Genomic DNA, 24,889 nt, shown 5'->3' on the forward strand with positions numbered 1-24,889 from the left:
CGTTACTTAACGTTCCGGGGGTAGTCGTAGAAGTAGAATTCGGCGTTGGCCTTGCTCACGTCGGCCCAATGGTCGCAGTCGAAACGCAGGCACACCACGGCAGCGGTCGGCATCTCGTTTAGCGAGGAAGGCGACAAGGCGTTGGCGGTTTCAGTGATGGTGGGGTTGTGGCCCACCAGCAGCACCGATGCGGCCGTATCGGGCAGGTGGTGGATAACGTCGAGCAAGCCGTCCACATCCGCCCCGTAAATCCCAGGCTCCACCACGATTTTATCGTGCGGGTACTCTACCTCGCGGGCCACTAGCACAGCCGTGCTCATGGCGCGCACCGCCGGCGAGCTCACCACCAGGTCGGGCCGAATGTGGCGCTTGGCCAGGGCCTTGCCCATGGCGGGGGCATCGTCGCGGCCACGGTCGTTGAGGGGGCGTTCCTGGTCGCTGAGCTCGTTGAAGCTCCAGCTGGATTTGGCGTGGCGAAGGAGGTACAGGGTTTTCATATGGCGAAGCTAACGGCGTTTTGCTTACCCGCCGTATTGTGAAAAGGTTATATGAGCAAGCAGCTGAACCGGAATGCCAATGGCCCACGGCCGTAGGCGCAGCCGATGAAATCGCGCGCACCAAGCCTTACGGCTTTAGCTGGTACCCACAACAAAAACGCCCTGCCGGAAGGGCAGGGCGTTTTTGTTTGAGCGGGCGCCGCGGGAGGCTATTGCTTCTCGAAGCGCTGGCGGGTGGTTTCGGCACCGTTGGCGATGGTCACGTAGTACAGGCCCTTGGGCAGGTTGCTCAGGCTCACCTGGCCGCGGCCGTCGTAGCGGGCGGCAGTCATTTCGTGGCCGCGCATGTCGTACACCCGCACGGCGTATTGAGCCGCGTCGGCGCCGGCGGGCATCGACAAAGTCAGCGACTCCAGCGCGGGGTTGGGGTAAACCGATACGCTCGTAGCAGTAGCAGGAGCCTGGCGCAGGGCGGCTGGCGAAGTGAGGAGGGAATACCGCGCCCCACCGGCCGTGAACAAGGCATCCATCCGGGCCGACTGGCCCGCGGTGAACATGTACATGCACTGGTCATAAGTGTAGTCCATGTAGTTCATGAACATGTCCCCGTTCGGCCCATTCGAGCAGGTTACGTGGGGAAAGGCAGGGCAGCCGCCGTTGCTGGTTTGTTGGGTAGGGGTGTCGGCCACCTGGTCGTTGCCGCAGGTGGCGTCACCCCAGATGTGGCGCAGGTTGAGCCAGTGGCCCACCTCGTGCGTGGCCGTGCGGCCTTGGTTGTAGTTGGTGGCCGCGCCGCCGGGCACCGACGAATACAGGCACACCACGCCGTCGGTGGCGGGGGCGCCCCCGGGGAACTGGGCGTAGCCGAGCAGGCTCTGGCCCAGGTTGCACAGCCACATATTCAGGTATTTGTCACTGGGCCACGCGTCATCACCGCCCTTGCTCGTGTATTTTACCGCGTCGTTGGTGCTGAAAGAACGGGTTTTGGTGAAACGGCGAACGATGCCGGTGGTCGTTTTGCCGGTCGGGTCTACCGTGGCCAGTACAAAGCGCACGTTGGTAGCCGCCGCAGCCCCGGCAAACGCTGAAGGCACTTTGCTGGCATCCGCATTCATCTTGGCATAGTCGTCATTCAGGGTCTGAATCTGGGCCGTAATCAGGGCATCGGCTACGTTCTGGGCCGTCGTGTTGTAGACCACGTGCACGACCACCGGAATGGTCACCGTGGTGGCGGCGGGGCCGCGCTGCATCAGCGCGGGCCGGGCCAGGAACTGCTTGGTGTGGGCCTCAATGGCTTCCATACTCCGGGCCAGGCCCGGGTTGGCGGCCAGTTGGGCTTCCAGCACCTCCATGGTGGCACAGGCGCGGCTGTTGGGGGTGGCGGCCTCGATGGTGGCCTCGGGGTTGAGGCGCTGTTGCGCGAGCAGAGGAGCGGCGCTGCCCAACAGGGCCAGCGCGGAGAGGTACAGTTTGTTCATGTAGTAGTGTGGAATAAGGTTGGGGAAGGAGGTTGAAAACGCCGGTAAGGGTATGCCAATTTAAAGAAATATTCGACAAGTTGCACCTATGCATCTCCTAATAATCAAAGGATTGGCTCAAATTATTCCAAATCAATTGCACTTAAATCAGTTAATCAGCAACCGGATACTGCTGCCCTGCCGAATGGATTAAATGAGCGCACTTTTGCTTCAGCTTTCCTCATTTGGCAAAAAGCCAAAATAATACACTAGCCGCTGCTGCTAAAACAGTTGCCGCGGGCAAGCTAGAAAAAGCAAAACGTCCTGCGGGCAGTGCCGGACCAATGGTCGACAATGCCCGCAGGACGTTTCGGCGTGTTGGCAGCAGGAATGGCCTGCCAAACGCTTAAAAGAGGAAATCGAACCCGACGAACACCAGCTTCTCCTCCCCTACCGAGTAGGTGGCGTTAATAACGGCTTGCTTGAGGACGTCGACGTAGATGCCGCCGCCAAAGCCGGAGTGAAAGGCCGAGATGCCGTTGGTCTTGTCGTAGTCCGAATACACCCGTCCGAAGTCGGCCAGCCCCAGGATGCCGAGCTTGCCGGGAAACAGGTAGGCGTTGAACGACAAAAGCTGCAGGCGGGCCTCGAAGTTGCCGTAGACGCTGCTGCGGCCGGCGTAGCGCGTGCGCCGGTAGCCGCGCAGGTTGGTGGTGCCGCCCAGGGTATTGGCCTGGTAGAAGCGGTAGTCGCCGATGTTGCGCGTGGCGCCGAGGCGGCCGGCGTAGGTAATCTGAAACGGCAGGTTGGGCGTGAGGTAGGCCCGGATTTCGGAAGTGAAGCGCCCAAACTGCAGCTGCTCGCCGTTGAGCTGGAAGTTGTACTGGGCCTCGTTGTACCAGCGAATGCCGATGCGCGGGTTCTTGGGCGAAGAGCTGGCGTCGAGGTTGAGGTAGAGCAGGCCGCCGAGGTATTGATTGGTCTGGAAGTCCGAGGCCCGAATGCCGAAGCGGCGGTTCTCGTACGTCACGCCCCCGTCTTTGGCGGTGAGGCTGTCCTTGATGATGGTACCGATGGGGTCCTGCTCGACCCGGAACTGCTCGTACTGCGGGCCCACGCCCAGCTTCAGGAAGCTGAACAGGTTGCGTTCGAGCGTGGGCGCCACGTTGAACTTGGTGAAGCGCACGCGGTAGGCCGAGTTCACGGTGCGGGCCGTCACCACGCCGCGGTTGGCGTCTTCGGTGGCCAGGTTGGCGGTGTTGTTGCCGATGCCGAAGAAGTTGTAGAGCAGCTGCGGGCCGTAGAACTGGGAGGCCACGTGCAGGTCGTACTTGCCAATGAGGCGCGTGAACTGGCCGGTGTACTTCAGGTTGAAGGCATCGCGGGCGGGGGCAAAGTTGGCCGCCAGGCTTTGCTCGGACGAAAACGGCTCGCGGCGGAAGCCGTAGCGGCGGTGCGTGACGCCGCCGCCCAGCAAGATGCCGTCGTCGATGTTATACCCAAAAAACAGGGCCGGGCCGGTGTAGTTGAGGCGGTAGTCCTTTAGGTCGAAGCGCTTGGGGTGGTCGTAGCGGCTCACGTCCACGCCGGGCTCCAGGCGCAGGCGGGCTTCCTTGCCCACGTTGATGACGTTGCCGGTATCGGCGTCGTACACCTGGGTTTTGTGACCGATGCCAGCCACGCGGCTCACGTCGGTGATAGTGTCGCGGTCGGTGCCGCCAATCAGGCGCAGTTTGATGGCCTTTTTCACGTCGCCCTTCACCTCGTACACGTCCTTGCCGCGGATGCCGTAGAGGCGCACCTCGTCGGTGACGCCGTGCTCGAGTACCCGGTCGTAGAGCACCTTGGTCACCTTGCCTTCCTTGGTGATTTTGCGCACCGTGAGGTGGGTGTCGCCGTTGGGCAGGCGGTCGACCACAAACTTCTCGTTTTTCTGGGTGCCGCGCACTTCCACAATCTGGGCCACCACGTTGGCGTACTTGCCGGCCAGGTCGGGCAGCAGGTCGCGCCGGCTCTTGAGCTTGGCCACGATTTCGGGGCCGTGCAGGGCGTAGATTTCCGCGGGCCACTTCTCGCGGAACGCCTTTTCGATGACCTCGTCGGTGAGGTGCTCCTTCATGTACTGGGCCTGGGCCACCCACTGCTCGCGCGTCACGCCGCTCAGGAAGGTGCGGTCGTTGCTGAGCGCGGTCTGGTTCAGGCCCTTGTAGTCGGCGTAGTCGTAGCCGAAGTTCTGGAAGTTGCGGATGGCAAACTTGCGGCTGACCAGAAACGGCAGCACCCCGTCGCCCTTGAAGAAGGCAATGTCGCGGTCTTCGGGCACGGCCGTGAAGGTGCGGTTGCCGTCCTTGTCTTTCACTTCGGCCCAGCGCCACTGGTCTTCGTGCCGGTCCCAGTCGCCTATCCACATGTCAAACAGGCGCGAGCGGGCAAAGGCCACCTGGTCCATCTTGTTGTCGTTGTCTTCGAGCAGGCGCTCGAGCATCTTGTCGGTGCCCACCAGGTTTTTGGCGTTGCCCAGGCTGGGCACGTTGCTTTGGTCGTCTTTGGCGTCTTCCTCAAGCGCGGCGGGCTGGTTCGAAAAGGTGCTGTAGTACTGGCCCAGCAAGGGGTCTTGAGGGATGTACACGGGCACGGGGTTGGTGTGCAGGATGCCCGCGGCGGTGCCCAGCGGGGGCAGCACAAACGAGGCATACGGGTGCTGGGCCGAAATCTGGTCCTGCAAGATGTCTTTGGCGAAGCCCGTGCGCAGGGCCTCGGGCAGCACGGCGGCGGGGTCTTTGTCGATGCCGCGCAGCGTGAAGTTGTGGCCTTCTTCGTTGCGCACCTTCAGCGAGGCCGTTTGCTTGCCGCCGCCGGTTTTGTAGGGCACCAGACCGCCCTTGTCGTGGGCCAGGTCCAGCAGCGGAAACTTCACGGGCGTGGCCCACTCCTTGCGGTAGTGCTCGCCCAGCAGCCAGTTGTGCAGCTTGCCGTGCTTGTCGTAGCGCGGGTTCACGGCCACCACCACGCTGCTGTCGCGGAAGTTGGGCCGGGTCGTGGGCAGGGCCGGCACGGTCACGCTGCCTTTTTCTTTGCGGCGCTGCTTTTCCACGGGCGTCACGGGGGCTGCCTCGGTGGTGGCTACGTCGAAGGTAGTCTTGGCGTAGAGCGGGGTGCGAAACACCAGCCGGGCCTTATCGCCCTTGCCCTCGGGCACGAAGTATTCGGTCCAGACCTGGCCGTCGTCGTAGTAGTTCACGCGGGCCCAGCCCTTCTCCTTGTCCGAAAACAGGGCGCCACCGCCGTCGCCGGGCTTCACGTGCTGGGTTTTGCAGCCCGAGCCGCTCACGATGCAGTGCGTGGTGCCCTCCTTGAAATACTGCAGGTTGTGTTCGTGCCCGGCTGCGTAAATGATGTTGGGGTACTTATCAAAAATATCCATCAGCCCCTTTTTGTAGGCCTGGTACGCCGGGTAGGCCACGTCCTGGCTCACCCCGCCGTACTTGCGGGCAAACGGGTAAATGGAGCCGATTATGGGCAAGGGCAGAAACGCGTACTTGTACACGATGCTGATGGGGAAGATGTGGTCGCCGAGCGTGAAGTACCCGCCGTGCACCCCGTCGCTGAACAGCGGGTGGTGGCCCACCACCATGATGTTCTTGTCCTTGTTGCGGGCAATGATGTCCTCCAACTGGGCCATGAAATCGGTTTCGTCTTCCACGCCGCAGCCGCCGTCGGCGCCGTAGGGCCGCTCGTTGCGGTTGGTGAGAAACCACTGCGAGTTGATGGTGATGAGCACCAGGTCGTCCTGCAGGCGGATTTCATAAGGGCCCGGGCAGCCGTTGGCCGGCGTGATGAAGTCGCCGGTGTAGGCAAAGGCCGCCGAGTCCTGGGCCATGTAGTTTTCGGCAAAGCGCTGCTCGCGCAGCACCTGCTCCAGGCCCCCTTTAAGCCCCTGCTTCCAGTCGTGGTTGCCGGGAATCATGTACTTCTCGCCCTTATAGTTGCGCAGCACGTCTATCTGGTCGCGCAGGCGCTCCTCCGACGCCTTGCGGTCGTAGGCGCCTTCCTCGGGCATGCCGAACTCGTACACGTTGTCGCCGAGGAAAATCGTGGTGCTCTTGGCCCCGGCCTCCATGATTTTCTTGCGCAGGAAATTCAACGAGGGCTCGCCCCCGTTGGCCTTGGAAGCGGGCTTGCCCACGTCGCCAATCAAAAACACCGTGTACCGAATGTGGGCGCTGTCGGGCGGCACCTTGCTTTTCCAGTCAAGGCCGCCGCGGCGGTAGTTGGGGCGGGAAACGAGCGGGTTCTGGCTGGACTCGCCCTGGGCCAGGCTGCTGAATGGGAACGCCAAAACCGCGCAAAGCGTTAGCAGCGCGGGTCGAAAGCGAAAAAGTAGAGGCATAAATCAATAAATGGGCGGGGCAGTTGCACCCCTTCTCCGGGCACTGTAGCAAACGTACAACCGCCGCCAGCGCGGCCGGTTAAGGCCCGTTACGCAAAGCGCGGCGGTGCGGTTAGGTCGCGTTTTTTTAACTTCCGCCCAGCGCTTCGCGTTCAAAGCCGGCAAGCCCGCCGGATGAACCGGCCGTAGCTTCGCCTGACATGAAAGAACTTGCCCCCGATACTGTCGAAACTACCCCCGCGGCCGCGGCGGTTGCCCCGATAGAATCCGCCGAAAAAGACGCTCCCGCCGCCGACGCCCCCGACAAGCCGGCCAAAGCCAAAGCCTCGCCACTGGTAAAAGAAGCCCAGGAGTTCGTCACCGCGCTTTTTGCCCGGGAGCTGCCCGCCAAACTCACTTACCACTCGCTGCGGCACACCGAGGCCGTGGTGAAGGAGTGCCGCATCCTGGCCACCGCGGCCGAGCTGAGCCCCGACGACACCGAAGCCCTGCTGCTGGCCGCCTGGTTTCACGACACCGGCTACCTCGACGTGTACGACGGCCACGAGTTCCGGAGCATGGAGCGCGCCGGCGCATGGCTCGCCGAGCACGGCGTGGACGCCAGCCGCGTGCAGCTTATCAAAGACCTCATCAAGAGCACGCACCGCGACACGACCTGCGAAACCGAGCTGCAAAAACTACTCGTGGACGCCGACATGAGTAACCTGGCGCGCGAAGACTTCCGCAGCGCCGCCGAGCTACTGCGCACCGAGTGGGAGCTGGTGCTGGGCAAAACCTACTCCAACACCGAATGGGCCGAGCTGCAGCTCAACTTCATGCTGGAGCACAAGTACCACTCCGACGCCGGCAAGGAGCGGTACCGCAAGTCCTTCAAAAAGAACCTCGACGAGCAGCGCGACCAGCTCAAGAAGACCGAAAAGAAGAACAAGAAGAAAGCCAAGGAGCAGAACGAGACCTTTGCCGAGCCCAAGCGCGGCATCGAGACCATGTTCCGCACCATGTACAGCAACCACATGAAGCTGAGCGACATGGCCGACAAAAAGGCCAGCATGATGATTCAGCTCAACGCCGTGCTCATCTCGGTCATCATCACCTACCTCGGCGCCAAGATGGGCAAGGCCGGCGCCCTGGGCCCGATGATGAGCGGCAACCCCGTGCTCGGCATCCCCATTAGCATCCTGCTGGCCACGGCGCTGGGCTCGGTCACCACGGCCATCCTCTCGGCCCAGCCCGATGTTACGGCGTTTAAGTGGCTCAAGAAAAGCCCCCAGATTGCCACCAACCGCCGCGTGAACCTGCTGTTTTTCGGCAACTTCACCAAGCTCAGCCTCGACAACTTCCAGGGCGGCATGCGCGAGCTCATGCGCCAGAAAGAAGCCATCTACACCAACATGATAACCGACGTGTACTACCTGGGCGAGGTACTGGCCCGCAAGTACGGCCTGCTGCGCACCAGCTACACCATCTTCATGGTGGGGCTGATTCTCACGGCCCTGTCGTTTGCCATCGCCCTGCTGTATAAGTCGTAGGTCTGAACCTCGTATTGGCGGACTTGCGTTATCTTTGTCAAGCACTGTTATTACCTGGGCCTGTAGCTTAACTGCATAAAGCAAGCCTCTCCTAAGGGCTAGAGTACAGGTTGGATTCCTGTCAGGCTCACTCCATAAATTCCGTCCCCTTTGGCCTTTACGTGCTGAATGGGGCGGAATTTATTGTTAGCAAGCTATGGTCATATTCCCAATGGCAATTCGGGCATAGAACTAGAATATTATCCGGCCCGGACACAACCTGCACCGCCACGGAATCAGGAAAAGCCTTGATGGGAACCTTGTGGCAGTATTCTACATGCTTGTCATAGCCGCACACCTGGCAAATGCGGGGCCGGTGCGCATTCAGCAGTCGGGTGATGCTGTTGAGGTAGCCGCGGTAATAGCTGGGGTGCTTAATGGCATCTTTGGCTTTAAGTTGTGCCACGGTTAGCAGCCGATAATCGGCCTTGCGCTTGCCATGTACCGCGCAAAACTGTCGGCTTGCCGGAATGAGCGTGTCGCACTCGGCACACTTGTAGGTCAGCCGTCGCTTGGGAGCCTGCTGGTTGGTATGAATCGCAGCATGCGAGCGGGAGCAGTATTTGGGGTTAGCTGTGCGGGCGCCGCAGTGCAGGCAGTTATTCATAACTCAAATTACTGGATATTGCCAGTCAATTTGCCCCGCTGCATGAAGAAACTCCTGCCTCTGCTGGTCCTCGTCGCAGTTTCCGCCTCCGCCCAAACCCAGTCCGATACGGTGTGGACGCAGTTTACCCAAAAGGATAAGCAAGGTTATAAATACGGCTACAAAGACGCCGCTGGCCACATCCGAATCCCCGCTCGCTTCGGCAATTTCACCAATGCGCAGAAGTTCCGGCACATCATGGCCGTGAGCGAAAGCGCTACCCCGCGCCAGTATTATCTGCTAAAGAATGGCCGGCAGGTGGGGCGCGACAGCGTGTATATGTTCGATTACACGTTCGACTGTGAAAGCGAAGGCAAAATCCGATTCCGAGACCGCACAAAAGACCGAGTGGGCTTTTTCAATCATTCAGGAACCGCCATTATTCCGGCCATCTATAACTACGCCGAGCCGTTTTATAACGGTTTAGCAGTAGCGCTCATTGGAGCCCGCAGCAAATGCTGGAGCGGGGAAAAGGATACGATGCACTGCGAGCATCCCAGCTGGGTTGGTGGCCGGAATGTGCTTATCAGTGAGCGCAACGAAGTGCTGGCCGACAACCTGCCCCGGAACCAGTTGAACCACCTAAATTGGTATTCGCTGCGAATCAATGCCACGGCCCTCGACACAGCCACTACCCGCACTTTCCGCGCCGTGAATGGCGACCGGTACACGTTCACGGATTACGAAAAGGAGTTTACCCATTGGTTCTATGAAGTATTTGTGCCCACCGTGCGCACCGGCTCGGCCGATAAAGTGATTCCGCTGTGCTACCTCGAATTGGCAGTATCCGGGCAGCCTTTCCGGGGCTGGCCGCATTTTGAGCGAACCGCCTTCGTGCAGAAGTTCTACCAACCCGCGCTACGCCCGAAGCTGAGCGGCCTTCGCTACGGCGCCACCAACGTCAACATTTTCTCCGAAGACCTGGACATCCTCATCTTCGAAAGCCAACGTTTCAAATCCTTCCTCAACGATTGCGGGGAGCATTTTCAGGAGAAATACCCGGTTTTCGATGTCGTTATAAATCAGGTCAATGCAGCCACCAAAAGCGGCTTTGAGCATCAGGAGCGTTTCGCCTTTATCCGCACAGCGGAAGGATACCGGCTTTTCAGCGCAACCATGTAGCCCATGCAAACTCCATTGCTGCCGTGGCTCCGAGCTTTTGGAGCGCCCTTGCAGGGGCCACGTCAGGTTCACCATTCCGGTCAAAAACCATGGCTCTAAAAAACGTCTACGTGCAGCCAGTCGCTCTAAACAGGCAAAAGCTCACACAGCCGTTTCTCGCGCAGCAGGTCGTGGCGGAGGGCGGCTCCCGGCGTTCTTCCATTAATAGCTCAACTTCCCTACCCCCGCCATGCTAGTAGCCGTCCTCAACACCCTCTTCGACCGCGACCTGAACAAGCTGCGCCAGGAAATCGAAGCGTATCAGGACGAGCAGGCCCTGTGGCGCATCGAGTCGGGCATTAGCAACTCGGGCGGCAACCTCTGCCTGCACCTGCTCGGCAACCTCAACACTTACATCGGCGCGGAACTGGGCCACAGCGGCTACGTCCGGCACCGCGACCTGGAGTTTTCGGCCCGGGATGTTCCCCGCACCGAACTACTCGCCGGCATCGCCGCGACCCGGCGCGTGGTGGAGGCAGCGCTTACGGCGCTGGCCGACGAGCAGCTCGCCGCCGAATACCCCGTGGTGGTGTTCGACGCGCCCACGTCTGTGGGCTACATGCTGATGCACCTCGCCACCCACCTCACCTACCACCTGGGCCAAATCAACTACCACCGCCGCTTGCTGGACAAGAACGTAGCCGCATGCTAGCGTGAGGGTTGGCGGTAGCGCTGTCAGCGCGCCTCCATAGGCCCCGAATGCTTTTGCTGCCTTTGCAGCAAAAGCATTTGGGGCCTTCTGGTATTGCTGTATTTAATATTCTTCGACTTATGCTCTTTCAGGACTAAAAGACGCTGAACTTGAATTACCTTTGGCAGGCTCATATTGTAATATTTTTCATTGCAATTATTATAGCACCTGTCAAACTCCATCGCGCAGCGTTTCTAATAGAAGCATTGCTTCTGCCGGCATTCACCCCGCAACGGCGCGAGGCTGCTGATGGAGACCTCACCCTACCACGCACCCAAGCCAGGACGCCTTAGAAAACGGAGCAGTACGCATGAAAATAACCCACTACGCACTTGTCACGCTCCTGCTCCTTGGCCTGCTGTTGGGCATCGCCCCACGCGCCGCAGCCCAACGAACCCAAATCCGGGGGTTTGTGGACGCGCTGGCCTACTACCAAAACGGCAAAGTCAACTTTGGGCTGGGCGAACAGGACTTGTTTATCACGTCTGAGATAACGGAGCGCCTGTCCTTTCTGGGGGAAACCGTTTTCAAGTTCTCGCCCGCTTCGCCCACCGATTTCGATATCAGCGTCGAGCGCATCATCCTGAAATACAACTACGCCGGCAACCACAGCGTCTTACTGGGCAAGCACCACACGCCCATCAACTACTGGAACGACACCTACCACCACGGCCGGGTGTTCTTCCCCACCATCGACCGGCCCCTGCTGTTTGCGCAGGGCATCATCCCGCTCCACACCACGGGTGTGAGCCTGCAGGGCCAGAACCTGGGCCGCCTGCGCTTCGGCTACGACGCCATGGTGGGCAACGGCATCGGCTCGGGAGATGTGATGGACAACAACCCGCTCAAGTCCGCGACGCTGGCCGTGCACATCAAGCCCACCGACGGCATGCGGCTGGGGGCCTCCCTCTACCACGATGCCATCTCCAAGGGCAGTACCGCGCACAACCACTCGGGCGGGGTAATGCCGGTGGCCCTCACCCGCATCAACCAGGACATTGTGACGGGCTCCATCTCCTACAACGACTCGGTGTTCTCCAAGAAGTTCGAATTGCTGGCCGAGAGCAGCGTGGTCAACAGCCGCTCCGATAGCCTCGGCACGCAGCGCGCGGTAGCCACCTACGTGTACGCCGGCCTGCGCCTCACCGACAAGCTCATCCCCTACGTGCGCTTCGATGACATTCGCTTCACCACCAGCCGGGAGGTGTACTTCATGTCAAACAACACCCGGTCCTTCGTTGGGGGGCTGCGCTATGAGATAAATTACCTGGCCGTCGTGAAGCTCGAATACCAGCACGCCAACAGCCCCTTGTACCCCACCCCCGACAAGGTCACCTTCCAGATTGCCGTTGGCTTTTAATCCGTTATGCATATGGCTTTGGTTTATCGAATTACACTCTGTTTGCTCTTGCTCCTCGGGTGCTGCCCCGCCCCGGCACAGGCGCAGGACCAGAACTTGGCGGTGATTGGCAACGGCAAAGGGGTGCCGCCCGAAATGAAGCTGGCGCAGCTCAGAGCGACCCTGAAAGGGGAAAAGCTGCGCTGGCCCGACGGCAGCAAAGTGGTGATTGCCCTGCTGAAAACCACCACGCCCATTGGCCAGAACACCAGCAAAAAAATCTACAACATGAGCGCCAACGAGCTCAATAAATACTGGCTGGCGCTGGTGTTCCAGGGCAAAGCCGACGCGCCCAACTTCTTCAACTCAGAAGCCGAGCTGGCCGACTTTGTGGCGCAAACCACCGGCGCCATCGGCGTGGTGAATCAGCCCGGGCCGAACAGCAAAACCATTACCATCGACGGGAAGAAATATCTATAACACTCGCCCCCATCTGCCCTGCTACCCCAGGGCCTGCCTGGTATGGTACACAGCCCCCGCCATTCGTCCTTCCTGCGAGTCATCCGCCACTTGCGCCTCACGGTCAAGACCAAAATCTGGTTGGCCGTGACGAGCATTGTCGTGTTGTTCTCCTTCTTCGTGCTGTTCTACCTGCCCGTCATTCAGGAGCGCAGCCTGCTGAACAACTTCAACAAGGACGTGCAAAACCAAGCCAATACGGTGGCGCTGGGGGTGAAAATTGCCATGACCGAACAAAATTTCCAGGGCGTGCAAACCGCCATGGACTTTGTGAAGAAAGACCCGCTCCTGCAGTTCGTGAGCCTGCTCCAGACCGATACCACCTGGAACGCCACCCGCACCCAGTACCGCATCAGGCGAACGGTTTTCAGGACCTACCCCGAGCGAAAAAAGATAAACGTCGACGCCACTTCCACCGACTCCACGGTGGTGCAGCGGGCTCCTTTCCAGACGCCGATGATGACCGGCGAAATCATGCTGGCCTTCTCCACCCGGGAAATTGTGCAAAGCAAAAGGCAGATTCGCGTCACTTCGCTGTTTTTCAGCTTCCTGGTATTCAGCATCGGCATTGGAATTGGCTTTGGCTTGGCCAGAAACATCTCCGTGCCGGTCCTCAAGCTGCGCGATGCCGCCACCAAAGTGGGCCGGGGCGACCTCACCCAACGCGTGCAAAGCAATTCGCGGGATGAGATTGGGGAGTTGGGCACGGCCTTCAACAAAATGGTGACCGACCTCTCCACCACGCGCCAGGAGCTCGAAGCCCGCACCAGCGAGCTGCTGGTCGAGCAGCGCAAGTCGGATGACCTACTCGAAGGCCTCAAGCGCACGCTGGCCGACCTGCGCGAAACCCAGGAGCAGCTCATCCGGCAGGAGAAGCTGGCCTCCATCGGCCAGCTCACCAAAGGCTTGGTAGACCGGCTGCTCAACCCCTTGAGCTATGTCAGCAACTTTGCCGATGTGTCGACCGAGCTGCTGGCGGAGTGCCAGGAGCTGCTCACCTCCGGCGCCTACGCGCACGACGAGCCCCTGCAGGCGGAACTGGTGTCCTTGCTCGCCATGATTGAAACCAACACCGGCAAAATCAAAGAGCACGGCTCCAGCCTCACCCGGATAGTCCGCAGCATGGACAAACTCCTGCAAGTCAAATCAGCTCAATTTGTCGAAGTCGACCTCAACTCGTTCGTGGGCGAGCAGCTGGCGGCGTACCGCCACGAGCTGGACGAAGCCTACCGGGGGGTTACGCTGGAGCTGATTGCAGGCCGCAACCCGGAAAATATCGGCGTTCGAATTGTGCCCACGGAGATGAGCACGGTCCTGTTCAGCCTGCTCAACAATGCGATGTACGCGGTGTACGAGAAGTCCCTGCGCGACCCGGATTTCCAGCCCATGCTCACCATTGCCACGGTCTTTCAGGAGGCCGGCGTAGCCATCCAGGTGCACGACAATGGCGCGGGCATCTCCCCCGTCGAAAAAGAACAGCTGTTTTCTCCCTTCTTCACTACCAAGCCCACCTCCAAAGGCACCGGCCTGGGCCTGTTCATCAGCCAGGATATTGTCCGGACCCACAAAGGACACATCACCGTTGAGACCCAGCAAGACGTGCGCACCACCTTTACCATCAACCTGCCCACCGCAGCCGCCGTGCCCGTGGGTTGATGGCTTGGGCGTGGGCAGAGATTGAGCTGGGCGTAGCCATCGTATAGCCGGCGCTTCGGTAGCTCAATTCCCCTGCGCGCTCTTGGCGCTCCAAGGCTTCTTGCGTTCTAACTTGCGACTACGACCAACGTAAACGCACCTATTTTCAGCGCACTATGGCCCAGCGCATTCTCTACGACGTTCCCACCCTCACCATCGCCTACGACTACACCGACGACTGGCTGTACCTCGACTGGCATGGCAACCTCGACAACGAGACGGTGATGAGCGGGGCCCTCAAGCTGCTGGAGCTGCTCAAGCAAGAGCGCTGCACCAAGGTGCTCAACGACAACACCCGCACCACCGGCCTGTGGGACGATGCCGCCATGTGGGGCGGCGAAGTATTTTTTCCGCAGCTCTACGAAGCCGGCTGCCGCCACTTCGCTTGGGTATTCTCGCGCGAGCGGTTCAGCCAGCTCTCGGCCGAGCTGGCCGTGCAGCGCACGCTGTCCGGCATCGGCATCATGACGTTCCACGACCTGCCCACGGCGGCCGAATGGCTGCGGCACGTGTAAGCCGCGCCACTGCCGTCTTTGGCGTTGCCTTCGCCCCTTACCACTGCCGCTTAAGCACCGCTCTCGCGCGAGCCATCCCCACACCCATCCCGCTTAGGGGATGCCCGCCGGGCAGTTCCCGATTGCCATTTCCCCCGCTGCCGCCTCCTTCTTTTTTTAAGAAGCAGGCGGTTTTCTTTTTTTCAATGGATGAAGGATGAAAAAAGTGGCGCCGGAATTGCTAAATTATATATAAAGTGGCACGCTTGAGCTGATTTTTCCTATTCGTTACGCGCAAGCTGCTGTGTACTCAGCCCTTCCAGCTGCATTGTGATTTTTCCTAATCCGTAAGCCTACACTCGTGTTTTCTGGGTAAAATCAAATTATAACCAACCTGGCTACCTCAGCGGCCATCAGTATGGCCCGAAATCTGCTCTCCGTATTTATCAACCAGCAATCATCCAAACATAGTGGATAATGGTTGTTTGCCAGAATTCAGGAAAGCAAATAATCCGTATTTATCCCCGTGTTTTTCACCAAGTGCGAGCGTTCGTTGGTCGGTTACTTTCGGGCATTTATCCGAAATAATCATACTTCATCTTCCGGAATCGATTCCGATTATGTACCTTGGTAGTGTGGTAAGCTGAACCGCGTTAGGGTTGGCCTATCTTTCTAAACTCCTTGCACCTCCCACCGTGTCAATCGAACTAGAATCGGCGGCCCATCTGGCCCCCCACGCCTTGGCCTTTTCGCCAGAAATTGCCCCGGCCGTCACCCGTCGTTCCTACGACCACGTGGTGCTGCCCGGCGACTTCCCCGACCCCACCGTCACCAAGATTGGCGATACTTACTGGGCCAGCGCCACCTCGGCCGAGTGGGGCGCCGTGTTCCCCTTGTTCACGTCTCAAAACCTGATTGACTGGGAGCTGGTCGGCCACGTGTTTCCGAACAAGCTGCCCGATTGGGCCGGCTCGAACTTCTGGGCGCCCGAGTTCCACTGCGAAAACGGCCGCACCTATATGTACTACACGGCCCGCAAAAAAGGCGGCATGCTGTGCGTGGCCGTGGCCAGCGCCGACCACCCCGCCGGCCCCTACACCGACCACGGCCCGCTGGTGGGCCAGGAAGCTGGCTCCATCGACGGCTTTGCCATGCCCGACGAGAACGGCGACCTCTACCTCATCTGGAAGGAAGACGGCAACTCCTGCTACCAGGACACGCCCATCTGGGCCCAGCGCCTCAACGACGAGCGCACCGCCCTCATCGGCGAAGCCACCGAGCTGTTTGGCAACGACGTTACCTGGGAAGGCCCGCTCGTGGAAGGCTCGGCCCTGGTGCACCACAACGGCTACTTCTACATGTTCTACGCCGGCAACAGCTGCTGCGGCAAGGGCTGCAACTACGCCACCGGCGTGGCCCGCTCCCGGGCCCTGCTCGGCCCCTGGGAGAAGTACGACCAGAACCCCATCCTGGACCGTAACACCACCTGGAAGTGCCCCGGCCACGGCACCGTGACCCAGATGGATGGCCGCTGGTTTTTGCTGCACCACGCCTACCTCGCCGACAGCCACGAGTTTGTGGGCCGGCAGGGCATCCTCAGCGAGTTCACCTGGAACGCCGACAACTGGCCCGAGTTTGAGCGCCGCAGCCCCCAGGCCGCGCCCATCAGGGACCTGGCCCGGCTCAACATTGCCGACGAGTTCGGCGGGGACCGGCTTGGGCTGGAATGGCAGTGGCCCATTGGCCAGCAGCCGGTTGCGGCCGTGCGCAACGGGCAGCTGCACCTGCAAGCCGATGGCTCGCGCCTCGGGGCCGTGGTGGCCCGGCGCTCGCACGTGGCCACCTACAAAGCCGCTACCACGCTCGACCTGGCCAAGCTGCCCGCCGACACCTACGCCGGCCTGGCCGCCGTGGGCGACCCCTACAACGCCCTGGCCATTATGGCGGGCAACGGCAAGGTGCAAATCTGGCACGTGAAAAGCGGCAAGCAGCAGTCGCTGGTGCAGGTGTTTGTGGACCCGTGCGATACCATCACGCTGCGCCTCGAAGTGTGGGGCGGCCAGCGCTACCGTTTCGCCTACAGCACCGATGGCGCCACCTGGCTGGCCCTGCCCACCGACAACTTCAGCCTCAACGGCACCTACCTGCCGCCCTGGGACCGGGGCGTGCGCGTGGCGCTGGTGGCCCAGGGCGACGAAGGGAACTCGGCCATTTTCAATAACTTCATCATCCTCAACAAGCGCTAAGTCGTGGTTGCGAACCGTTAAAAGGCCAGGCTGCCCCAACGGGTGGCCTGGCCTTTTTGGGTAAATGAGCTGCCGCCGGGTACGCAGCCCAATTCTGCCTGCTTATAAAGCAACAGCGCCCGGCACTTCCGTGCCGGGCGCTGCCCGTGTGGTTCGCGTCACGCGGCTGGTTTAGCGGCGGTGATGCTTGGTTTTGCTTTTCGACTTCGATTTCGAAGGGCTGCTCTTCTTCGAGGACTTGTGCTCGCGCGAGCTGCTTTTCTTGGCGCTGCTCTTTTTGCTGCTGTGCGTGTCGTGCTTCTTGCTTTTGGATTTGCTGCTCTTGCTTTTCTCGCTTTTCGAAGCGCTTTTCTTCTTGGAGCTTTTGCTGGCTTTGGCGTGGGTGCCCGACTTGCTTTTGGATTTCGACTTGCTGCTGCGCGACTCGGCTTTACTGTGCGATTTGGACTTGTGGCTGCGCGAGGAGGAGTGGTGGCGGGCGGCGCGGCGGGCTTCGGCGCGAGCCTCGGCTTTGGCCTCGGCTTTGGCTTCGGCGCGGGCTTCTTCGCGGCGGGCGGCGCGGCGCGCGGCTAAGGCTTCGGTGTGGCGGGCCTCGTAGCTCCGGGTGGTGTGGGCCGGCACGGCGGCGCTGTTGGCTTCTTCGGCGCTTTCGCTGTAGTGGGCGGTGGCGTCGGATTCGGGGGCGGCGGTGTTCTCTTCGGCATTGGCTTTAGGCGCCTCAGCTACGACTTTCTTCCGACGCACCGGCATCAGGAAATCCCGCTCGGCGCGTTCGCGCAGGCTGAGGTTCTCCTCCCCGGGCAGCTTCGATACTATGGTCTGCTTCTCGGTTTGAGCTTGTGCGCTGCTGAACGTCAGGAGCAGCGAAAAGAGAACAAATAGGTGCTTCATAGATGATTAATATAAATCCGACAGAAGACAAAGCTACAGAGCACCCCGGTTAAATGCAAGGCCAAAGTCGTTTTAAACGTCGGAAAAGGCCTTTGCTTAGCCCAATGGCCTATTTCGCCGAGCCAGCCGCTTTATGGCGTCAGCCGAAGCCGAATTCCCGCCGAATGGGCCCGAAATTCGGGTGCGTACAGGCACTGCACTTCGCTGAGCCCCCCGGAAAAATCGCCCGCCTGCGCCGCCCGCAGCCGGTATTCGAATACGTGCGTGCCGCGTGGGACTTCGCTTAAAAAGAAATTGGTGGCGGCATCGCGCGGCGACTCATAATAGCCCAACCCGTTTTGGTAGCGGTAGCCGCTGGTTTGGGCCATGGGCTCGAGGCCGGCGGCGCGCTGGTCTTTCAGGTGCACGTATTCAAGGGCGCGGTCGGTGCGCAGCACCAGGCGCACCACCAGGGCCTCGCCCACTTTGAGCGGCGTGGTGGCGCTTATTTTTTCCAGCACCGGCCCGCCGGAAGTGTGGGTTTCGCGGTAGAGCTGGCGCTCCAGGCTGAGGGGCGAGGCAGCGGGCGTGGCCTTGTCCAGGTCTTCGAAGTACTGCCAGTAAAGGGCGCCCCAGGCCACGCCCGCATCGGCCTTCGCCACGGTCACCTTGCCCTGGGCGGGCTGCACCTCGGCGGCGGCCCAGCTGGTTTTGAAGTAGCCCGTGCCGGCCTGGGCCGGCAGGGGCGTGAGTGCCTGCCCGCCCACGGTGAGCTGCAGCGGCTGGGCGGGCGCCAGCCAGTCGGAGCCGCGTAGCAGCAGGGCGTAGCAGGCGTCGGCGGTGGCGCGGGTGCTGGGCCAGTGGTGGGTCTGCTTCTGCGTGAGCAGCCAGAGCTTCATCTCGTCCACGGCTTTTGCGTCGTTCCTGACTTCGTCGAATGCCTCGATAAGCGTGGCCTGGGTTTCGGTGGGGGCTTCGCGCCAGTAGTAGCCGCCGCGCACTTCCTTCCAGTATATGCCCATCTCGGGCGAGTGCAGGGCGTTTTCGGCAAGGCCCCGCAGAATGTCCTGCACGGCCGGGGCGGCTTTATTGTCGCGGAATAGCGCCAGCGCGGCCTGTGCTTGCAGGTAGCGCGTCTGGCTGGGCCAGTAGCGGGCCGCCTGCTGGCGGTAGTAGGTTGCGGCGGCGCGGCCCTGGCCGGGCCCGGCCAGGTTGGGCCAGAAGCTGCGGGCGTACAGCGCCTGAATCTGCAGGTCGCCCAGATGGTTGTCGGCCAGCTTCACGCCCTTCTGGCGGCGCAGGTCGGCGTAGTCGCGGGCCAGGCCAGCATCCACGGCGCGCAGGGCGTTTTGCAAAATCTGGCTGGCCACGGGGTCGGTGCTGGCATCGAACGCGCCGAGCTTGTGCAGCTTGCCCAGCCCCGCCACGATGAGTTGGGTGATGTAGCGGTCATCGGGCATCTTTTCAAACCAGGGAAACGCGCCGCTGGGCAACTGCATGCGCAGCAGTTTCTGCAGGGCGCGGGTGGTTTCGCCCTGCAGCCGGGCGCCGTCGAACAGCTCGGTGAGGCGGGCCAGGCGCTCGGTCTCGCCCTGGGCGTCGCGCACCCAGGGGGTTTCCTGCAGCAGCAGGCTTTTGAGGTCCTGGTTTTGGGCCAGTTTGCTGGCCAGGGCGTTTTTCTGGGCCGCGGTGCCGCTTTGGGCCTGGCGCGTCCACTCCGCCAGCGTGGTTTTGAAGCGCGGGTTAGAGCGCAGAATCTGGGCCGCTATCAGGTTGGCATAGAGGCGGCTGAACACCTGTTCGGAGCACTCGTAGGGATATTCCATCAGGTAGGGCAGGCTTTGCACGGCGTACCAGGCGGGATTGGCCGTCATCTCCAGCGTGAGCCCGTAGTTGCGGCGCGTGGGGCTGCTGGTGCTGGTCAGCTTCTGCAGCTCAAACGTACGGGTACCGGGCCCCACGATGGGCAGCGGCAGGCTCTCGGTAAAAAGCAGGCGGTTGGGCAGCACCGGCAGGGTATTTTCCTCACCGTCGGAGAAGGTATTTGTCGGTTGTTGGTTGTCAGTTGTTCGCTGCTTTTTGCCCTTGGCTTTTTTGCCGTCTTTATCACTGACAACCGCCAACGAAGAACTGACAACTACCCGGTACGTCACGGCTGCCGGGCCGAAGTCGGCGGGCAGGCTGATTTCCCAGCCCAACGCGGCGCTCTGGTGCGCGGCGGCCGCAACGCCTTGCTGGGCCGGGCCCTTCAGCAATTGGCTGGTGAGGTCCTGGCCGGTGGCCGCGTCGAGCAGGAACAGCTGGGCGGTACCACTAGTGGCGTGGTCGGTCAGGTTCGAGAACTTGGCGGGGAAGGTGAACGTGTCGCCCTGCCGGAAGAAGCGCGGCGCGTTGGGCGTAATTTGCACTTGCTTTTGGGTGACGAGCTGCCGGGCCAGCTGGCCGCTGTGCAGGTTTCGGTCGTGGGCCAGGGCCAGCAGCTGCCAGCGCGTCACAGCTCCCGGCATCTGAAATTCAAGCACGATGTCGCCATTTTTGTCGGTGCGCAGGGCCGGCTGCCAGAAGGCCGTTTCGCGGAAATCGGTACGGGTGGGCACGGTGGAAAGGTCCGGTGCGGGCCGGGGGGTGGCCGTTGAGATGGCGGTTGCGTCGGCCGCTTGCTGTTGGGCGCCATAGCCCACCACTACTTCGTTCAGCTGCTGGCCCTCCCCTGCCATGGCGGCCATGGCGGGCGCTGCAGCGGCCTTTCTGCGCATCATTTCAGGGGCGACTCTGCTGGCGGCCCCGCGTATCCTTATCCCAGACGCTCTTCCCGCCAGTGCGTTCCCCGGGACCCCCTTCCAGGTGTTCAACCGGGGATAATTCACGTCGGATAGTGCCGGCATTCGGGCGGCGGGCGGCGGCAGGACCATAGGAATTAGCGGCCGGCCCAAGGCGTACTGCAGCCATTGAAACCGCGGCGGAAGATACCCGCCCCCCGCGTTCAGCTCCATAAACCCGTGGGGCCGGAACACGTCCAGGCTTTGGTCGTAGAGCGTGGCCAGCAGCTCGGCATTCGCGGCTTTGCCGTTGGCCTGGCGAATGGCGACGCGCCAGGTTTCCTGCTGGCCCGGCTGCAGCTTGTCGCGAAAAGTGCTGATGCTGAGCTGCAGCGGCTGCGGCTTTTCGGCTACCTGCACGGTGGCATCGTGGCGGTACAGGTGGTTGTCGCGCACCTGCATAGTGTGGATGTAGAGCGGGCCGCCGGCCTTGGCAGGCCCGCTGTCCAGGGTCAGGCGGCGCTGCTCGTGGGCGTTCAGCGTCAGCCACTCCTGCCGCAGCAGCTGGCCGTCGCGCTCTACCTCCAGCAGCAGTCGCGCGCCGGCTTCGCTGCTGCCCAGCAGCACGGTGGCGGGCTGGCCGGGCGCCACGGTGTCGGCCAGCGCCACAAACCAGTCGGGCGTAGCAAAGGGCAGTTCGCGGGCCTGCGAATTGTAGAGCGTAAAATCCAGCTGCGCCCGCGCCGAGTCGGCGCCGGCGGCCAGGGCTTCGAGGCGGTAGCGGCCGGGGGGCACGTCACCGAGGAGGGCGGCCACGTCGAGCCGGGAGCTGGCTTTGGTATCGAAGGGCTGGGTTTTGACCAACGTGGGCGGCGCTTCGTTGTCCGGGGTTTCGGGCGCTGGGCCGGGCACGCCGGGCGGGTTGGGGCGGAAGCGGCGGGCCAGCAGGCGCAGGGTGCCCGCGGCCGGTAAGGGCTCGCCCGTGGCGTTGGTGCTCAGCAGTGTGAAGAGGGGCAGCTGCTGCTTGTCGGCCAGCGCGGGGCCGGTCAGACTGAGGTTGAGCGGGTTGTGGCCGATGACCACGCCGCGGGTGCCGGTGCGGGTTTCGCCCGCGGCGTCGGTCACGTCGGCCGTGATTTCGAAGAGGTAGCCCGGCTCCCAACCTTTCCAGCCCCGCGCCCGGGGCACCAGCGGCGGCGTAAACCGGATGCTGAAGCGGCCCTCGGCATCGGTAGTGGTAGTGCCGTGGGCTATTTCCTGGGTGCTGCCGCGGCCAGGCAGAAAGCTGCCGCGCGGGCCGCCAAAGGCGAACATCGGCCACAGCTCCCGCCGCGTCACGCGGTAGCTCACCGCGGCGCCGTCGGTGGGCTGCCCGGCGTAGGCTTGGGCCCGGCCGCCCACGGCAAGCGGCTGGCCCATCTGCGGCTGGCCGGCCACCGGGTCGAGGGTAACCAGGAAGGTGGGGCGCTTGTAGTCTTCCACCGCAAAGCCTAGGCGGCCATCGTCGGCACTCAAGTTGAACTCCCCGTTCATCAGCCCGGTGGGCAACACAAACGAGCCGTGAAACGAGCCGAACTCATTCGTGACAAAGGACAGGCTTTGCACGGTTTGGCTGTTCACATCCATCAGGTCCACTTTCTGATTTTCCTGGGTTAGCAGCCGGGCCTTGCCGCCCAGGCGCTCCACCAAGATGCCCTTAAAATAGACGGTCTGACCGGGCCGGTAAATGGCGCGGTCGGTGAAGAGAAAGCAGGTGGCTTCGGCCTCGGCATCGCCGTCGGGCTGCTGGTAATACCCGGCCAGGTTGAGCAGGGCCAGCGTATCGGTGCCCCGCCATATGGCGGCTTCGGTGAGTTGCTCGGCGGGCTCGTTGTGGGCTACTTCGGCCGGGGCCGGCAGCTCGGCAATGCCCGCGGCATTTGTCTGCTGCGTAGCGCTCTGGCGGGTCACCCACTGGCGGCGGGCGGGGTCGTAGCGGCGGTAGGTGGCCCGGGCCGACACGCCGGCCAGGGGCACTCCGCTTTGGCGCTGCAGTACCAGCAGCTGCAGCTTCCTGGAGTTGGGCAGCTGGCGGCTCACCGCGCTTAGCTCGCTGGCGCCCAGCAGGGCGTAGCTGGTGGCGGTGCCCGCGCCTTCGGCCAGGGGGTTCTTCGCCTGGTTGCTGACGATGAGCAGGTACTGGCCCACGGGCAAGGCGGGCCCCGCCACGGCCACCTTCTGCTCTTGGTAGTTCAGCGGGTGCGCGGGCAGGGCGGCCGTCCACGAGGCAGCCGGCGTTGTTTTCAGCACCTGCGCGTAGCGCTGGGCGACCGGCCGGTTTCGCGCATCGAATTGCTCGAATTCCCGCTTTTGCTTCGGCGTAATGCGGTAGGCCCAGGCGTGCAGTTCTGTCACGTTGCGGGCCACCACGTCTAGCCGCCAGGGCTGGTTGGGCACCACCGTTACGTCGGCCGCCGAAAACGTCAGCTCCGGGCGCTCAATCTGCTCGCGCAGCTGCCGTGCCCGGGCCGCGCCGCGCGATTTCGGAAACCGCGCCTCCGCCTCCCGCGCTAGCTTCACGGCGGCCACGGCATCGGTTTCGCGGCGCAGCTCGACCCGGCGAGCCATAAATTCGGTGCTGATGGGCAGGCTCCGATACGTTTCGGCTAGCCGCACCAAGGCCGGCTCGTACTCCCGGGCCAGGTCGGTGTTTTGAGTGAGGCCGCGCAGGTAGTCGATGCGGGTCAGGTCCACGTCGGCCAGCGCCGCCAGGTTCGCCGGGGTCGTACCCGGGAGGGTCGTACTTGGTTGAGTTAACTGCAGGCGCGAGGCGGTGAGGCGCTGCAGCAGGTGCAGCGCGTGCAGCTGCCCATTCAGCGAGTCGGCATCGGGGGCCAGCAGGCGCAGGGATGCAAACTCGGCCGCCGAGCCAAAAAGCTTGGGCTCGGTGGGCTGAAACTGCTGCTCGGGCCGAGTGATGTACAGCTCCTGGTTCTTGAGCCCCTCAATGGCGCGCTGGGCCAGCAAATCATACAGCGTGGGGCGCAGGGCCCGGCCTTCGGCGTCGCCGTCCACGGCCAGGTCGCCCAGGGCCGCCAGCGTGGTCTTGAGCTGTTTTTGCGGCTCGTCTTCCACCGACTGGTAGTAGTGGCGCACGATGGCGGCGCCCAGCTTGCCCATGTCCCAGGTGGCCAGCCCGGTGCCGCCGTCGGTGGCGGTTCCCGGGCCGCGGGTGGCGGCCGCGCCGGGCGTGCGCTGGTAGAGGCGGTAGCGGTTCTGGTTTAAGTAGGTGGTGTACAGCTCGGCCAGCAGCGAGTGCAGAATGGGGCGGGCGGGGAAGGTGGCCGTGCGCAGTTCCTGCTCCAGCAGCGCGATAGCCTTCTCGGTGTCGTCTTCCTCCTTGGCCTGCAGCAGGCGGGTTTTGTAGAGCAGGGCCCGCACGTAGGCCGGGGTGTTCTGCTCCTGGCGGGCTTGCTGGTAGATGGCCTCCACGAGCGGCGCGGCCGTGGCAGTTTGGTTTTTGGCCAGCAGCGCGTCAATCTTCCGCCAACGGGCCGCGTACGGGTCGGGGGGCCGGGGCGTGGCCGAGTCGGTGCTGAAAACCATGGTCATCAACAGGCAGGCAAAGAGAAACAGGCGCATGGGTGGGGCACGGAACTAGGTTGGCGACTTAAAGATGCCGGCCCGGCTTTTATTGCACACCCACCTTCCGTATTGTTGCGCCTAGTGGCTCGCTTAAATCGTAGCCAGCTCAATATCAGCCACTCATTTGCCCAAAAAGGCGCCAGTAAAAAACAGCTCAACGGGCAGCGCAACCTCGACCACAAAGGCTACCGGCGCGTTTTACCAAGCCCAGCCCTAACCTGTAATTAAGCCGCTGAAAACTTGGAGCTAACCGTATTGCCGGCGAGCACCGCTTCGGCCTGGGCCACGTGCCGCTGAATGTGCACCACCAGAAACTCCAGCTGGTCGGCCAGGCGCAGCAGCAAGGGGGGAAACACGGCGTTGGGAATGAGCACGGCGTTGGCGTTGACCTGCCGGGCCAGCAGCACCAGGCGCAGCAGTTCGTCGATTTGGCGGCTGAACACTTCCGCGACCGTGCGGGGCAGGCGGGTGCCGGTGGGGGCGTAGCGCTGGGGCGTGGTGTAGGATTTTTCGCTGGCCGGCGTGCGCATGGCGTTGATAAACCGCCCGCCAAAAAACCCTTGCTTCACCGTGGCCGTGGGCTTCGAGCCCCGGGCCTGGGCCTTGGCAATGCGGCGCGCAATGCTTGGCAGGTAGTAGCCGCCCACAATGTTGAGGTGCTCCAGGCACTGCCCGGCACTCCAGCGACTTGGCCCCGGCCTACGGTTCAGGTCTTCGGCGCTCAGGGGGCGGAAACGCTGTTGCGCCACCACCCGCAACACCAGCAGGTCGTTGGTCAGTTGGTCAAAGAATTCAGCGGTGGCACGGACGACAGCAGGCATGGTCGCGGGGATTAACAAGCCGTAAACATACAATTTAGCAAATGATTCCGAATTCTTAAACCCCTCACGATGGGCCGCTGAGCTCGTCATTTGGCCCCGGGCCGGTCCCGGG

15 protein-coding genes and 1 tRNA gene are annotated in these 24,889 nt (G+C 62.2%); 9 read left to right on the forward strand and 7 right to left on the reverse strand.

What is annotated here, in order from left to right; genetic code table 11:
- Positions 1-2 precede the first annotated feature (2 nt).
- The 3 genes from AUC43_RS02730 to AUC43_RS02740 form a co-directional block, all read right to left on the reverse strand.
- Positions 3-497: a SixA phosphatase family protein gene (locus tag AUC43_RS02730; RefSeq protein ID WP_068189640.1), complete on the reverse strand. Its 495-nt coding sequence runs from the start codon at positions 495-497 to the stop codon at positions 3-5.
- A gap of 209 nt (positions 498-706) precedes the next feature.
- Positions 707-1,975, reverse strand: coding sequence for a M43 family zinc metalloprotease (locus tag AUC43_RS02735; protein WP_068189644.1), 1,269 nt, complete (start codon positions 1,973-1,975; stop codon positions 707-709).
- A gap of 385 nt (positions 1,976-2,360) precedes the next feature.
- The gene (locus AUC43_RS02740; RefSeq protein ID WP_233254094.1) at positions 2,361-6,293 is read right to left on the reverse strand and encodes a metallophosphoesterase; all 3,933 of its coding nucleotides are present in this window, start codon (positions 6,291-6,293) and stop codon (positions 2,361-2,363) included.
- 251 nt (positions 6,294-6,544) lie between these two features.
- On the opposite strand from AUC43_RS02740, the gene AUC43_RS02745 reads away from it, so the two are divergent.
- A complete protein-coding gene (locus AUC43_RS02745) occupies positions 6,545-7,873 on the forward strand; it encodes a Pycsar system effector family protein (protein WP_233254095.1) in 1,329 nt (442 codons plus the stop codon).
- 56 nt (positions 7,874-7,929) lie between these two features.
- Positions 7,930-8,003 (forward strand) — tRNA-Arg (locus AUC43_RS02750).
- A 27-nt stretch (positions 8,004-8,030) separates the two neighbouring features.
- On the opposite strand, the gene AUC43_RS20780 is transcribed toward AUC43_RS02750, so the two are convergent.
- Positions 8,031-8,519, reverse strand: a complete 489-nt coding sequence (locus AUC43_RS20780) for an HNH endonuclease (RefSeq protein ID WP_068189650.1) — start codon at positions 8,517-8,519, stop codon at positions 8,031-8,033.
- A gap of 42 nt (positions 8,520-8,561) precedes the next feature.
- Between AUC43_RS20780 and AUC43_RS02760 the strand changes: the two genes are divergently transcribed.
- The 7 genes from AUC43_RS02760 (at position 8,562) to AUC43_RS02795 (ending at position 16,703) form a co-directional block, all read left to right on the forward strand.
- Entirely contained in the window at positions 8,562-9,680 is a 1,119-nt protein-coding gene (locus AUC43_RS02760) for a WG repeat-containing protein (RefSeq protein WP_068189653.1), read from the forward strand.
- 229 nt (positions 9,681-9,909) lie between these two features.
- Complete coding sequence (locus AUC43_RS02765) at positions 9,910-10,371, forward strand: DinB family protein (RefSeq protein WP_068189657.1); 462 nt, start codon at positions 9,910-9,912, stop codon at positions 10,369-10,371.
- Positions 10,372-10,720: 349 nt separating this feature from the next.
- The gene (locus AUC43_RS02775) at positions 10,721-11,770 is read left to right on the forward strand and encodes a hypothetical protein (RefSeq protein WP_068189662.1); all 1,050 of its coding nucleotides are present in this window, start codon (positions 10,721-10,723) and stop codon (positions 11,768-11,770) included.
- A 42-nt stretch (positions 11,771-11,812) separates the two neighbouring features.
- The gene (locus AUC43_RS02780) at positions 11,813-12,229 is read left to right on the forward strand and encodes a hypothetical protein (RefSeq protein ID WP_157780899.1); all 417 of its coding nucleotides are present in this window, start codon (positions 11,813-11,815) and stop codon (positions 12,227-12,229) included.
- A gap of 42 nt (positions 12,230-12,271) precedes the next feature.
- The gene (locus AUC43_RS02785) at positions 12,272-13,924 is read left to right on the forward strand and encodes a sensor histidine kinase (protein WP_082684864.1); all 1,653 of its coding nucleotides are present in this window, start codon (positions 12,272-12,274) and stop codon (positions 13,922-13,924) included.
- 155 nt (positions 13,925-14,079) lie between these two features.
- Positions 14,080-14,478, forward strand: a complete 399-nt coding sequence (locus AUC43_RS02790; RefSeq protein ID WP_068189670.1) for a hypothetical protein — start codon at positions 14,080-14,082, stop codon at positions 14,476-14,478.
- Between the two features lie 674 nt (positions 14,479-15,152).
- Positions 15,153-16,703 carry a family 43 glycosylhydrolase gene (locus AUC43_RS02795; RefSeq protein ID WP_068189672.1) on the forward strand — a complete coding sequence of 517 codons (1,551 nt, stop codon included), beginning with the start codon at positions 15,153-15,155 and terminating at the stop codon, positions 16,701-16,703.
- A gap of 171 nt (positions 16,704-16,874) precedes the next feature.
- Here the strand turns inward: AUC43_RS02795 and AUC43_RS02800 are convergent, their stop codons facing one another.
- The 3 genes from AUC43_RS02800 to AUC43_RS02810 form a co-directional block, all read right to left on the reverse strand.
- Positions 16,875-17,594: a hypothetical protein gene (locus tag AUC43_RS02800; protein WP_068189675.1), complete on the reverse strand. Its 720-nt coding sequence runs from the start codon at positions 17,592-17,594 to the stop codon at positions 16,875-16,877.
- Between the two features lie 131 nt (positions 17,595-17,725).
- Positions 17,726-23,953: an alpha-2-macroglobulin family protein gene (locus tag AUC43_RS02805; RefSeq protein ID WP_068189677.1), complete on the reverse strand. Its 6,228-nt coding sequence runs from the start codon at positions 23,951-23,953 to the stop codon at positions 17,726-17,728.
- A gap of 227 nt (positions 23,954-24,180) precedes the next feature.
- On the reverse strand, positions 24,181-24,777 hold the full coding sequence (locus AUC43_RS02810; protein ID WP_068189680.1) for a DinB family protein: 597 nt from the start codon (positions 24,775-24,777) through the stop codon (positions 24,181-24,183).
- Positions 24,778-24,889 lie beyond the last annotated feature (112 nt).

The organism is Hymenobacter sedentarius, assembly GCF_001507645.1.
GTDB classification, from domain to species: domain Bacteria; phylum Bacteroidota; class Bacteroidia; order Cytophagales; family Hymenobacteraceae; genus Hymenobacter; species Hymenobacter sedentarius.